The following is a 13,069-nucleotide window of genomic DNA, read 5'->3' as shown; positions in this document are numbered from 1 at the left end:
GGCACAACGGAGGCCAGTTGCGTTCTCAGGTGTATCATGGCCGGCCCCGTTCACTACGAAGTCTTCATCCGAAAGACCGCCCCCGCGCCATGGGCCCTGCTGATGGCGACAGAGAGCCGTACCCACGCCATCGAGACCGCCGAGGACACTCTGGCCGACAACCGCGCGGTTGCGGTCCGCGTGACCAAGGAGACGCTCGACTCCGAAACCATGGAGTTCTCCAGCGTCACCGTGCTGACCCGGGGCGCGCCCGAGGTCCGCAAGAAGCGCGTCATTCCGGACGAGGAGGTCGGCCCGCGCTGCTCAGGCGTGCAGGACTTCTACACGCCCCATGCCCGTGAGCTGATCGGCCGGGTGCTGGAGGACTGGCTGACCCGGCGCGGCATCACGGCTTTTGAACTGCTGCACCGCCCGGATCTGGCCGAGGTGCTCGAGGCCTCGGGCGTCGAGCTCCAGCACGCCGTCCAGAAGGTTTCCGTTCCCGAAAGCCAGGCCGTCGGACAGCCGGTTCACGAGCTGATCCGCCACTATCAAAAGCTGGCCGATACTGCGATCGAGCGACTGGTGGCCGCCGGCCGTGCGCAGAAGTTTCCCGGGCTTGAGGGACGCTCCCTTGCAGACCTCGCACACCGTCTGGCGGGCACCGCCGACCGTGCCTTCATCATGGGCGGGATTGTCTCGGGCGAGCTGACGGACCTGAAGGGGGCCCGGGCGCGCCTGGATCGGCTGATGGACATGGCCGATGCCGCCCCCATGGATGGCCCGCCGCGGGCCATCGTCATGGTGGCGATCGAGCAGATCCTCTGCGAGATGATGGCCCAGCGGACCAGTCTGGCCGACATTCTCGGACCGTCACTGGATCAGGGCGCCAGCCTCGCGGCCGTTGTGCGAATGGTGGCGCCGACCGAGATCGAGGCCCTGATCGCCCAGGATCACCGCCTGCGCCTGCTGATTCCGACGATAGAAGGCCCGGCCCGGCGGCTGGGCATGCGTCTGCAGGGCGCGGAATATCCGCTGTTGTCGGCCGCGCTGGCGCGCATGGTCCTGCGCGAACTGCGCTCACCCCGGCGTCTGCGACCCACCGATCCGGAAGGCGAGATCGATATCCTGCGGGCGCTCGCGGTGTCGCTGACGGCGACCGCCGGACGCCTGCTGACGCTGGAGGAGGTGCAGGAGGCCTTCACCGAACGCTCCAAGAGCCTGATCACGGCCGATTTCGTCGCCGCCTTCGTCAAGCCGTGCAGCACAGTGCTGTGCGAGGCCGAGCACCTGATGCGCCTGTGCGAAAACGTCACCGGTGCGGCCAACAAGCGGTCGGCGGCGCGCTGGCTGCACGCCTGTCTCAGCTCCCTGCGGTTTGAGACCGAGATGCGCAATGTCGATACGCCCCCGGGTCAGGTGCTGGCCACCCTCGCCGGGCTCCAGCGGGCCGCGCGCAAGGTCGATCTGTCCGACACGGACGAGAGCCAGATTTGCGAAGCGCTGGGCAAGGTCGGGGCCTCGGTCGAGCGGGCGGCCCGCCTGATCGACCAGATGGTGCGTGCCCCCGTGCCCGTCCCGCAAAAGCTGCAAGTCCTGCTGCGTCTGGCGGCGGGGGAAACCGGGCCTCAGGGGCCGGTGACCGACCGGGCGCGGGCCGAGGCGCTGAAGCTGCTGCGCCACCCCAAGGTCCGGGCCGAGCTGGGGTCCACGCCGGCGCAACTGGAGCCCATTCGCGAACTGATGCGGACCGCCGGCCTCGCCGCCTGAGCCGGCTCAGTCGAAGTCGAAGATTTCGAAAATGCTGTCGCGCTTCTTCTTGCGCGGGCGGCCCCGGTCATCATAGCGCCGGTCATCCGGTCGCCTGTCATCGCGGGAGCCCTCGTCGCGATGCGTCACCCGTCCCGGAGCGGCAGACCACGCCGGGGCAGGGGCGGCCGGGGCCGTCGCGCGCCCTTCGTCGGCGGCCGAGGCCATCAGTTTTTCCAGCTCGCCCCGATCCAGCCAGACACCCCGGCACGCGGGGCACATGTCGAACTGGACGCCAGAGCGCTCCACCGTCTGCATGGCGGAATTGTCGTTGGGGCACATCAGCAGCGGCATGGTCTCTCCGGGCACGGGACCGCCTGCTCTGCGGCAGGCAGTGATCAGGAAGAAAATGCACCCGGTGCCGGTGAGGTCTGAACGGGATCAGGACCGACACCGGGCGCACCCGATGCGGTCCGACATCACACATCCCGGGGCGGAGGACGAGGGGGGCCCCGGAACGTGCCAGAGGGGCCCGTCCCGCATCGCCAATCTCTCCAGCTTGACGCGACGGAACAAGGTGACAGGACGTCACAGGCCCGGCGGCGATCCTCGCCTCAGGCGACCTGTCCGGCCGCCCAGCCCGAACTCCAGGCCCACTGGAAATTATAGCCGCCCAGCCAGCCGGTTATGTCGACCGCCTCGCCGATGATGAACAGGCCCGGGACACGTCGGGCCTCCATCGCGGCCTGATCCAGTTCGGCGGTATCGACGCCGCCCAGCATGACCTCGGCGGTGCGATAGCCTTCGCTGCCGACCGGGGTGACGGTCCACTGGTTCAGTTGCTCTGCCAGCCGGGCCAGTGCCTTGTCGGGCAGGTCGGCCATATTGCCCGACAGGCCGTGGCGGGCGGCAATGCGCTCGGCCAGCCTCTGGGGCACGATCCGCGACAGGACGGTGGTGATCTGCCGCCGGCCCTCGGCCTGTTTCTGAGCCTTCAGCCAGTCGAAGGTGGCCACGTCCGGCACAAGGTTGAGGCGGATGGCCTCGCCCTCGCGCCAGTACGAACTGATCTGCAGGATAGAGGGGCCGCTGAGGCCCGATGGGTGAACAGCAGGCCTTCGCGAAACCGGGTGGTGCCGGTGGGGCGGCCCGTCCGGGGGGTGCCCTTGGGCAAGGTATGGGCGACCTCGGCCTCGACCGACACGCCGGCCAGACCCTCCCATCGCGAAAGAAAGCCGGGCTCGAAGGCCAGGGGCACCAGTGCCGGGCGGGTGTCGGTCACCGCAAGGTCGAAAGCACGGGCCGTGTCCAGCGCCCAGTCCGTCGCCCCCATCTTCGGGATGGACTTGCCGCCGGTCGCCAGCACCAGAGAGCGACCGCGCTGGGTGGTCCCGTCCGACAGGGACAGGGCAAAGCCGTCGGCCTCGCGCGTCACTCGATCCACCGCAAGTCCCAGAGACAGCGTGACCCCGGCGGCCCGCATCTGGTCCGTCAGCATACGGATGATCTGTTTGGCGCTGTCGTCGCAGAACAGCTGGCCGAGGGTCTTTTCGTGCCAGGCGATGCCCGCCTGATCCACCCGCTTGATGAAGTCCTGCTGGGTGAAGCGCTTCAGGGCCGAGGTGGCAAAGCGCGGATTGCGGCCCAGAAAGGCATGCGGCCCACAGCCCAGATTGGTGAAGTTGCAGCGCCCGCCACCCGAGATGCGGATCTTCTCGCCCGGCGCCCGGGCATGGTCGATGATGCGCACGCTCCGGCCGCGACGCCCGGCCTCGATGGCCGTCATCATGCCGGCAGCGCCGGCTCCGACGATCAGGACATCGACATCCGTAGAAGACACGCGGGAAACCCTTTTCCGGCGACCGCCGTTGTGTGGCGCATCGCTTTGTGAGAGGCGGGTTCTAGCAGGGGGGTGTTGCCCATGACCATGACCTACGGCTTGCTGGTGGCCGGCCTGGTGCTGCTGATCCTCGGCGGCGACACCCTGGTCCGTGGGGCTACCACCGCGGCCCGCAGTCTGGGGGTGTCGCCCCTGCTGATCGGCCTGACACTGGTCAGTATGGGGACGTCCGCCCCGGAATTGGTCACCAGCCTGACGGCTGTGCTCCAGGGCTCACCCGGTCTGGCCATGGGCAATGTGGTCGGCTCGAATATCGCCAATGTGCTGCTGATCCTGGGCGCGACCGCCCTGATCGCCCCCATCGCTGTGGACCGGGGCGCCTTCCGCCGAGATGGCTGGATGCTCATCCTCTCCACGGCGGTCTGCGTGGGCGCGGTTCTGGTCGGGACGATCGATGCCCGCTGGGGCGCCGCCATGCTGGTGCTGCTGCTGGCCTATATGGTCTGGGCCTGGTGGGGTGAGCGTCGTCACCGCGACCGCGAGGCCCGCAAGTTCGAACATATGACCGAGGATGTACCCGACGCGCGGGGTGGCTTCTGGTCAGGGCTGGGTCTGGCTGTGGTCGGGATCGCCCTGACCATCGGCGGGGCCCGCCTGCTGGTCGACAATGCGGTGATCGTCGCGCGCGACATCGGCGTATCGGACACGGTGATCGGTCTGACCGTGGTGGCGGTGGGGACGTCGCTGCCCGAACTGGTCACTTCGGTGGTCGCGGCCTTCCGGCGGCACGCGGATGTGGCGCTGGGCAATGTCGTCGGCTCCAACATCTACAATGTGCTGGGCATTCTGGGCGTCACCGCCGTGGTCTCGCCCATACGGGTGCCGCCCGAGATCATCCGGCTGGACATCTGGGTCATGGTCGCAGCCACCGCTCTCGTGATCCTGTTCGTGCGCACGGGCATGCGCATCGTGCGCCTTGAGGGCCTGGCCCTGCTGGTGGCCTACGGGGTGTATGTCACCTGGCTGGCGCGGGACCTGCTGCCGCTCGGTTAGTTGGTTTTTGGGCTAGTGGGCGTCGTCCCAGTTGTTCGCCGCCCGGGCGTCGACGACCAGCGGCACGCTTAGCGCGACGGCGGGCTCGGCCGCGCTCTCCATGACCTGACGGATGACGGTGATGGCCCGCTCGGCCTCGGCCTCGGGGGCCTCGAACACCAGTTCGTCGTGCACCTGCAACAGCATGCGCGTCTCGAGCCCTTCGGCCTTCAGCGCCCCCGGCATGCGGATCATGGCGCGGCGGATGATGTCGGCGGCGGTGCCCTGGATCGGGGCATTGATGGCCGCCCGCTCGCCGAACTGGCGCTCGGCGCCGGATTTGGAATGGATGGCCGGAATGTGCACCTTGCGGCCGAACAGCGTCGACACGAAGCCCGCCTGTTTCACCTCGGCCCGGGTGCGGTCCATATAGGTCCGGATGCCCGGGAAGCGCTCGAAATAGGTCTTGATGTAGGTCGCGGCCTCGCCGTTATCGATGCCCAGCTGGGCCGCCAGGCCAAAGGCGGAAATGCCGTAGATGATGCCGAAATTGATGGCCTTGGCGCGCCGCCGGGTCTCGGACGACATGCCCTCGACCGGCACGCCGAACATTTCGGACGCCGTGGCGGCGTGAATGTCGAGGCCAGCGCGGAAGGCAGACTTCAGCTCGGGGATGTCGCCGATATGCGCCAGCAGGCGGAGTTCGATCTGGCTGTAGTCGGCGCTGATCAGCACCTGTCCCGGTGAGGCGATGAAGGCTTGCCGGATCTGTCGCCCGGTCTCGGTGCGGATCGGAATGTTCTGAAGATTGGGGTCGGAGCTGGCCAGTCGCCCGGTCGAAGCTGCCGCCAGTTGATAGGCGGTGTGCACCCGGTTGGTGGCCGGGTCGGCGGCTTCGGTCAGGGCGTCGGTATAGGTGCCCTTCAGCTTGGCCAGCTGGCGCCAGTCAAGGATGACGCGCGGCAGGTCGTGGCTCTCGGCCAGCGCCTCCAGCTGGGCGGCATCGGTGCCCCACTGGCCCGAGGCCGTCTTCTTGCCGCCGGGCAGGTTCATCTCGCCGAACAGGATCTCGCCGATCTGGCGCGGGCTGGCGATGTTGAACGGGCGTCCGGCCACCTCGTGGGCGCGGGCCTCGAGCTCGGCCATCTTCAGTCCGAACTCGGACGAAAGCCGCTTGAGGCGATCTGGATCGACGCGGATGCCGGCCAGTTCCATGTCGGCCAGCACGGCGGGCATGCCCCGCTCCAGCGTCTCATAGACGGTCACCAGCCGCGCCTCGGCCAGGCGCGGCTTCAGGATGTGCCACAGCCGCAGGGTCACATCCGCATCCTCGGCCGCATAGGCGGTGGCGGGCTCAAGCGCCACGTGGCGGAAGCTCTTCTGCGACTTGCCGGTGCCGCACACTGATTTGAAGGGGATGGGCTCATGACCGAGATGCAGGCGCGACAGCTCGTCCATGCCGTGTCCGTGCACCCCGCCCTCAAGCACATAGGAGATCAGCATGGTGTCATCGATGGGCCCGACCGCGATGCCGTGACGGGCCATGACGGCCAGGTCGTATTTGATGTTCTGGCCGACCTTGAGCACCGCCGGGTCTTCCAGCAGGGCCTTAAGCAGAGGCAGGGCCTCGTCCGGCGAAATCTGGTCGATGGCTTCCGGGGCCGCGTCGCCGTCGAAATCCAGCCCGCCCGACTGCGCCTTCGGCTCGGCTTCGTGCGTCAGGGGGACGTAGCAGGCCTCGCCCGGGGCAACGGCCAGCGATACGCCGCAAAGGCCCGCATGGCTGGACGACAGGGCGTCGGTCTCGGTGTCGAAGCCGACCACGCCCGCTTCGGTCGCCCGCGCGATCCAGGCCTTGAGGTCGTCCACGGTCCGGACGCACGCATAGGCGGTGGTGTCGAAGGTCTGAGCCACCTCGGCGACCGCCGGACGCGGCGCATGGCGGGGCGCGGCCACCGGGGCGTTCAGCGCCCTGGGCCGGCCGTTGGGTGCGGGCTCGAGCGGCGTGGCCTTGCCGTCGCCGACCCGTCGCGCCAGCGAGCGGAACTCCATCTTTTCCAGGAAGGCCGAGAGCGTCTCCGGATCGGGATCTCGCACGGCAAAGTCGGCGATCGGCTCGGGCGCCGGCGCATCACACGTCAGCCGCACCAGCTGTCGGGACAGCAGGATCTGTTCGGCGTGGGTCTGCAGGGTCTCGCGCCGCTTGGGTTGTTTGATCTCGCCGGCACGCGCCAGCAGGGTGTCGAGGTCGCCGTACTCATCCAGCAGCTGGGCGGCCGTCTTGGGGCCGATGCCCGGCGCGCCCGGCACATTGTCGACGCTGTCCCCGACCAAGGCCTGCAGGTCGATCATCTTGTCCGGGGTGACCCCGAACTTCTCCATGACCGCGTCCTCGGCCATGACCCGGTCCTTCATCGGATCCCACATCACGACCCCGCCGCCGATCAGCTGCATGAGGTCCTTGTCCGACGACACGATGATCGTCTCGCCCCCCGCATCCCTCGCCTTGCAGGCATAGGTGGCGATCAGGTCGTCCGCCTCGTAGCCCGGCAGTTCGACACAGTGCACCCCAAAGGCCGCCGTGGCCTCGCGCACCAGGGCGAACTGCGGCACCAGATCCTCGGGCGCCGGGGGGCGGTGGGCCTTATAGTCCGCATACAGATCATTGCGGAAGGTCTTCTCCGAATGGTCGAAGATGGCGGCCAGATGGGTCGGTCCGCCCTCGCCCTTCATCTCGCGCAACAGCTTCCACAGCATGTTGCAGTATCCCTGCACCGCCCCGACGGGCAGGCCGTCCGACTTGCGGGTCAGCGGCGGCAGGGCGTGATAGGCCCTGAAGATGTAGGCCGAGGCATCGATCAGCCACAGGCGCAGGTCGCCGCCGGATGCGGAGGCGTCAGATTCGGGGAGGGAGGGCTCGCTCATGCGGCGACCATAGAGCGGCCGGGGCCGTCCGTCAGCCGCCAAGCACGGCGCCGCTCGTCAGAACTCGAACCAGCTGTCGCCCGGCTCGCGATCGCCCGGATCCAACCGCTGTTGCCCCCAGGCGAAGATCATCAGCATCTGGTGGCTGCGAATGCGGAACTGGCCCGTCATCGGCACGATGGCGCCCAGCGCCTCGCCGGTCTTGGAATCGTAGACGAAGCCCGAGAACTCGGCGACGCCTACCCGGTCGCGCCGGCTGTAGACCGACAGCTCGGGCAGGGAGACGACATTGAAGCTGTCGTTGATCGGCAGGCGCACGGCCGGGATGCCGAATACGCGACGCATCTGCTCCAGCGACAGGGCTCCAGCCCGGATTTCCAGAATGACGTCGGCCTCGTCCCGGGTGCGGGCGAGGCGATAGCCGCCCTCGGCCACCGCGCCGCGAATGGCACTGACGGCATAGGGGGCGCTCTCGGCGCGGAAATAGGTGTCGTCGACAAACACCCGCGTCCCGGGCGGCACCGGCAGGCGCAGGCTTTCGACCGCCGCGTCGGTGGCGCGCGCCACCAGCAGCTGTTCGGTCGCCGTCCGGCCCGGATTGGTCTCGGTGGTCGAGGCGCAGGCCGCCAGCGTCAGGGCCATCAGGCCGGTCGCGAGCGCGCCCCTCACCAGCTGCCCTCGTTCGGCATGGAGGTCCAGGGCTCGCACGGGCTCAGGGCTTCGCCCTCCTGCAGCAGCTCGATCGAGATTCCGTCGGGCGAGCGGACAAAGGCCATCCGGCCGTCGCGGGGCGGGCGGTTGATGGTGATGCCCGCGTCCATCAGGCGCTGGCAGGTCGCATGGATGTCATCCACCTTATACGCCAGATGGCCGAAATTCCGGCCGCCGGTATAGGGTTCGGGATCCCAGTTGTACGTCAGTTCGAGCTCGGGCGAGCGGTCCGCCGCCGAGCGGTCCATGTCCTTTGGCGCCGCGAGGAAGACCAGGGTGAACCGGCCCGCCTCATTGTCCATGCGTCCAACCTCGGTCAGGCCGAGATGGTCGCAGTAGAAGCGGAGCGAGGCGTCCAGGTCGGACACCCGGACCATGGTGTGCAGATAGCGCATGACGTCTGGCCGGTTCGGGGAGAGGGAACAGGAGGGCCGAGGTCTAGCCGCTCACTGTCCGTCCGGGGAATCAATTCGCGTAAAAGGCGGAGGCGGTCGCCTCAGTGCGCGTCGTGGCGGGGGGCCGGGTCGCGGTATTCGGCGTCGGTCACCGATTCGGCCACCAGCACGAAGCGGCGGTCGCAATAGCCGCATTCGACAAAGCCCTCGTCGCCGATCTCCATATAGACCAGCGGATGTCCAAGGGCCCCGCCACCGCCGTCACAGGCGACACGGTGATGGAGGACGGCGATTTGCTCGGGGGTCAGTTCCGAGGAACCGGGAGCGGGAAGCGGGTGACGCGGCGGCATTTGTGAACCCTGATCTTGGCGCGGAGGCGGGCGAGGCATACCTATGCGGCGCGCCCATCGGCGTCAAACGCCTGATCTTGCCTCCCGGGACCTCATGACTTCTGATTCCTCGCTACCCGACTCCGCCATCCGTATCCGGGGTCTGACCAAGACCTACGCCGGGTCGAAGAAGGCCCCGCCCAAGGAGGCGCTGAAGGGCATTGATCTCGAGATTCCGCGCGGGGCCATGTTTGGCCTGCTGGGCCCGAACGGGGCGGGCAAGTCGACGCTGATCAACATTCTGGCCGGCGTGGTGAAGAAGACCTCGGGCGAGGTCTCGATCTGGGGGCGCGATATCGACACCCAGCCCCGCGATGCCCGTGCCGCCCTCGGCGTCGTCCCGCAGGAAATCGTCGCCGACGTGTTCTTCACGCCGCGAGAGGCGCTGGAGGTCCAGGCCGGCTTCTACGGCGTGCCCGCCGACGAGCGCCGGTCCGACGCCCTACTGGCGGCGCTGGGCCTGTCGGACAAGGCCAATGCCTATGTCCGGGCCCTGTCGGGGGGGATGAAGCGGCGGCTGATGGTGGCCAAGGCACTGGTGCACGCCCCGCCTGTGCTGATCCTGGATGAGCCGACCGCCGGTGTGGATGTCGAACTGCGCCGCCAGCTCTGGGACTATGTGCGGCGGCTGAACGCCGAGGGTGTGACCATCCTGCTGACCACTCACTATCTGGAGGAAGCGCAGGAGCTGTGCGACTCCATCGCCATCGTCAACCGGGGCCAGGTCGTGGCGTGCGAGCCCACCCCCCAGCTGCTACGTCGGCTGGATACGCGCAATGTGGTGGTGACGCCCGAGACGCCGCTGGAGACGCCCCCGGTGCTCGACGGCTTCGATGTGACCGCCCGGTCAGGCGGCGGCTTTGCCGTCACCTACCGCAAGGGGCGCTCATCGGTGGAACAGGTGCTGGCGGCGGTCCGTGCGGCCGGGGTGACGATCGCCGACATCTCGACGGAAGACCCGGATCTGGAGGACGTCTTCCTGGCCCTGACCTACGGCGACGAAGCCCAGGGTGATCCCACGAAGGACTGAGGGGCCTCAGTAGGCCATTACTGTGCCCAGCAGGAACCGTGCGCCGGACTGGCCCAGTGTCTGGTCGGTCGCGGCCTGCAGCTCGCGCGCCAGCCGCTCGACGTCCGGCGGCGCATCGCCTCTCAGACTGCCGGCCACCCGCGTGATCACGCTGTTGTAGGCGGCGCGCAGGCGAGGCGCGGACTGTCCGGCACGCGTGTGCAGGGCCGCATCGGCCACATCCAGCCCGGTCTCGACCGTCAGCACGCCCCGACGCCCGCCCGAGCGGGTGTAGTTGGCTGTCGAGGTGCCGATCTGGATATAGGTCTGGCGGGTTCCACCGCCGCCACCGCCGCCCGACATGGCTGTCTCCCGAAACTGTCGTCGGGCCAGTCCTGACACACCGGGCTTAAGGGCCGGTTACGGGGCCGGTCTGCGCAAGACTGCCGAGAGCGCCGGCCATTCGCGGACCGCGTCGTCGACGGCCGCCGACTGAATGACCTGGCCCGTCTCGACCTCGATCACGCTGATCCGCTCTTCCTGGCGAATGTCCGGCGAACAGTTCACCACGCGGCGCACGCCCGTGAGCACATAGGCGGTCTTGCCACGGTCGCCCCAGCCGAGGGCCCGGGTCGAATACTCATCAGGCGCTGGCGAACTGCAGGTGTTTCGTCTGGCCAGGTCGGCGACGGCCGCCTCGCGAACCGTCGCGGATTCCTGCGCCACCTGCCGTCCTCCGACGCGCCATAGCCGCAGCTCGCTCCAGGCGGCATTGCCGGAGTCATTGACGTAAAAGCTGCGCGAATCCGGGGCCCACGACAGGGTGGACACCGGCTGGATCCTGCCGAGGTCAACGCGCTTCATGAAGCCCGCACTGAACGTCAGGCGGGGATCATCCTCGCCGCCGTAGATCACCGAGCGATCGCCTGCCGGGGCGGCCACCGTCGCCGGACGAACCTCCAGCAGGGTCGTCCCGGTCGCTATCGGATCGTCGCCCGCAGGTCCGGAGCAGGCTGCGAGCGCCAGACAGACGAGCGCCAGAGCCCCCCGGGCCGGAGTCATTGGAGGGGCGCGCCGGCCCGTTCCGGTGTCATCGGCCGCAGGTCCAGCTGATTGAACAGCCGGGTGTCGGCGTCGGCGTCCGGGTTGGCGGTGGTCAGCAGGCGGTCGCCGACGAAGATGGAGTTGGCTCCGGCCAGGAAGCACAGGGCCTGCATCTCGGGGCTCATGGTCTCGCGTCCGGCGGACAGGCGCACCATGGCGCGGGGGCAGACGAGGCGGGCCACGGCGACCGTGCGGACGAATTCGATCGGGTCGATCTCACCCTCGCGCTTCACCCGGTCGCCCAGCGGCGTGCCGGTCACGGGCACCAGGGCATTGACCGGCAGGCTGTCCGGATGGGCGGGCAGGGTGGCCAGGGCATGCAGCAGGCCCGCGCGGTCGCGCCGCGCCTCTCCCATGCCGACGATGCCGCCGCAGCAGGTGCTCATCCCCGCATCCCGCACATGCTTCAGCGTCTCCAGCCGGTCCTGCCAGGTCCGGGTGGTCACGACGTCGGCATAGTAGTCCGGGCCCGTGTCAAGGTTGTGGTTGTAATAGTCGAGGCCCGCGTCCTTGAGCTGGCGAGCCTGATCGGCGGTCAGCATGCCCAGTGTCGCGCAGGTCTCGAGCCCCAGCGCCTTCACGCCCGAGATCATCGCCGCCAGTTTCGGCGTGTCGCGGTCCTTCAACTCGCGCCAGGCTGCGCCCATACAGAACCGGTCGGCGCCGCCGGCCTTGGCCGCCATGGCCTCGGCCAGCACGGCCTGGGTGTCCATCAGCTTTTCGGCCTTGAGGCCCGTGTCGAAACTGGCCGACTGCGAGCAGTAGCCGCAGTTCTCGGCGCAGCCGCCGGTCTTGATCGACAGCAGTCGGCTCAGCTGGATTTCCGACGGGTCAAAGGTCCGGCGGTGCACCTCGGCGGCCCGGAACACCAGCTCCATGAAGGGCTGTTCGAACAGGGCCTCGACCTCTTCAAGGGTCCAGTCGTGGCGGGGGATGGCGAGGTCACGGGTCATGGGGCGCTTGATGCGACGACCCGCGCCTCGGGGCAAGAGGCCGCTAGATTTCCATCAGCAGTTCACCGTCATGCAGGTCGATCACGACGCGACTGAATACCCCCAAAACGTCGACGCCCAGCAGCATGGCGGGGCGATCCGCCAGCCCGAGGTGACGGAAGATGTAGAAGTCCCCCATCAGCACGCCCAGCCGGTCCAGCACCATGTCGCCCAGCCGCACCGCATCCACCACCATCGGCCGCGCCGCTGTGGCGCGTCCCGTGGGGGATTGTACGGCCTGTCCGGTGTCGGAATTGCGCAGGACCAGATCGCGCGCGCCGGCCTCTGCGGCCAGAACCGGGTTGATCAGGCTGACCTCGGCCCCGGTGTCGATGACGGCGCGGACAGGGCGTCCCCGCACGCGGGCGTCGACCACCATGAGATCCTCGGCCACTCCGTCCGGTTCGCGCACGACGGGCGGGGTGAAGCGCACGCGGGGTCGCTCTGCGGCCAGAAAGCCCTGCTCCTCGATCCGGGGGCGGCCGATGCTGGCGCGCTGTCGCCCGCGGAAGCGGAACTCCAGCCGTTGCCCGGCCAGCAAATCCAGTCCCAGCAGTCCGTCGAGGCCCAGCAAGCCCCGACGGTCTCCCAGCGCCAGGCGGGCGCCCTGCCGGTGCATGGCGCCGCTCCGGATCTCACCGGCCCGGACCCATGGCACGCGCTCGCGTCCGACGACGGTGTGCATTTCAATCTCGCCGCCGACCGTCAGGCCGAGGCGCGAGACCATGTCGGCCGAGAGCACCGAGGCACTGGCCGCCGTGTCCAGCGCAAAGCGAAGCCCCGGCTGTCCGTCGATTTCGACCTCGACGACGCCGCGTCCGGAGTGGTCCGGGGCGGCCGGCACGGGATCCTGGGCCAGGGCGAGTCCGGGAAGGACGAGACCCGCAGATCCCGCCAGCACCAGACGGCGTGACAGCCCGGCTCTGTTCATGACGGATCGCTCC

12 protein-coding genes and 1 pseudogene are annotated in these 13,069 nt (G+C 68.6%); 3 read left to right on the top strand and 10 right to left on the bottom strand.

The genetic code is table 11. The annotated features are described in order from the left end of the window. Positions 1–36: 36 nt before the first annotated feature. A complete protein-coding gene (locus LC068_RS08930; RefSeq protein WP_226636442.1) occupies positions 37–1,749 on the top strand; it encodes a hypothetical protein in 1,713 nt (570 codons plus the stop codon). A gap of 6 nt (positions 1,750–1,755) precedes the next feature. On the opposite strand, the gene LC068_RS08925 is transcribed toward LC068_RS08930, so the two are convergent. Both LC068_RS08925 and LC068_RS08920 read right to left on the bottom strand, forming a co-directional pair. Beyond that, complete coding sequence (locus LC068_RS08925) at positions 1,756–2,082, bottom strand: TFIIB-type zinc ribbon-containing protein (protein ID WP_226636440.1); 327 nt, start codon at positions 2,080–2,082, stop codon at positions 1,756–1,758. A 260-nt stretch (positions 2,083–2,342) separates the two neighbouring features. Next, positions 2,343–3,568, bottom strand: a pseudogene (locus LC068_RS08920) (NAD(P)/FAD-dependent oxidoreductase). Positions 3,569–3,649: 81 nt separating this feature from the next. On the opposite strand from LC068_RS08920, the gene LC068_RS08915 reads away from it, so the two are divergent. Continuing rightward, positions 3,650–4,621, top strand: coding sequence for a calcium/sodium antiporter (locus tag LC068_RS08915; protein ID WP_226636438.1), 972 nt, complete (start codon positions 3,650–3,652; stop codon positions 4,619–4,621). A gap of 12 nt (positions 4,622–4,633) precedes the next feature. Here the strand turns inward: LC068_RS08915 and polA are convergent, their stop codons facing one another. From polA to LC068_RS08895, 4 genes are all read right to left on the bottom strand, one after another. After that, positions 4,634–7,525 (bottom strand): DNA polymerase I, encoded by a 2,892-nt coding sequence (polA, locus tag LC068_RS08910; protein ID WP_226636436.1) that lies wholly within the window; start codon positions 7,523–7,525, stop codon positions 4,634–4,636. Positions 7,526–7,582: 57 nt separating this feature from the next. Next, on the bottom strand, positions 7,583–8,194 hold the full coding sequence (locus LC068_RS08905; RefSeq protein WP_226636434.1) for a DUF6655 family protein: 612 nt from the start codon (positions 8,192–8,194) through the stop codon (positions 7,583–7,585). Beyond that, positions 8,191–8,631, bottom strand: a complete 441-nt coding sequence (locus LC068_RS08900; protein WP_226636432.1) for a VOC family protein — start codon at positions 8,629–8,631, stop codon at positions 8,191–8,193. Before LC068_RS08900 ends, LC068_RS08905 begins: the two co-directional genes overlap by 4 nt. Positions 8,632–8,732: 101 nt before the next feature. Continuing rightward, a complete protein-coding gene (locus LC068_RS08895; protein ID WP_226636429.1) occupies positions 8,733–8,981 on the bottom strand; it encodes a zinc-finger domain-containing protein in 249 nt (82 codons plus the stop codon). Between the two features lie 94 nt (positions 8,982–9,075). On the opposite strand from LC068_RS08895, the gene LC068_RS08890 reads away from it, so the two are divergent. Next, positions 9,076–10,050 (top strand): ABC transporter ATP-binding protein, encoded by a 975-nt coding sequence (locus tag LC068_RS08890; protein ID WP_226636428.1) that lies wholly within the window; start codon positions 9,076–9,078, stop codon positions 10,048–10,050. Between the two features lie 6 nt (positions 10,051–10,056). On the opposite strand, the gene LC068_RS08885 is transcribed toward LC068_RS08890, so the two are convergent. The 4 genes from LC068_RS08885 to LC068_RS08870 are packed head-to-tail and all read right to left on the bottom strand — an operon-like array spanning position 10,057 to position 13,056. Next, complete coding sequence (locus LC068_RS08885; RefSeq protein ID WP_209119747.1) at positions 10,057–10,392, bottom strand: Tat pathway signal protein; 336 nt, start codon at positions 10,390–10,392, stop codon at positions 10,057–10,059. Positions 10,393–10,449: 57 nt separating this feature from the next. Further along, entirely contained in the window at positions 10,450–11,091 is a 642-nt protein-coding gene (locus LC068_RS08880; protein WP_226636427.1) for a hypothetical protein, read from the bottom strand. Next, entirely contained in the window at positions 11,088–12,086 is a 999-nt protein-coding gene (gene bioB / locus LC068_RS08875) for a biotin synthase BioB (RefSeq protein WP_226636426.1), read from the bottom strand. Before bioB ends, LC068_RS08880 begins: the two co-directional genes overlap by 4 nt. A 43-nt stretch (positions 12,087–12,129) precedes the next feature. After that, entirely contained in the window at positions 12,130–13,056 is a 927-nt protein-coding gene (locus LC068_RS08870; protein WP_226636425.1) for an aspartyl protease family protein, read from the bottom strand. Positions 13,057–13,069: the final 13 nt, after the last annotated feature.

The organism is Brevundimonas poindexterae, from assembly GCF_020524625.1.
Classification (GTDB): domain Bacteria; phylum Pseudomonadota; class Alphaproteobacteria; order Caulobacterales; family Caulobacteraceae; genus Brevundimonas; species Brevundimonas poindexterae_A.
The sequence above is the reverse complement of the archived record's forward strand: the minus strand, read 5'-3'. Positions and strand labels throughout refer to the sequence as shown.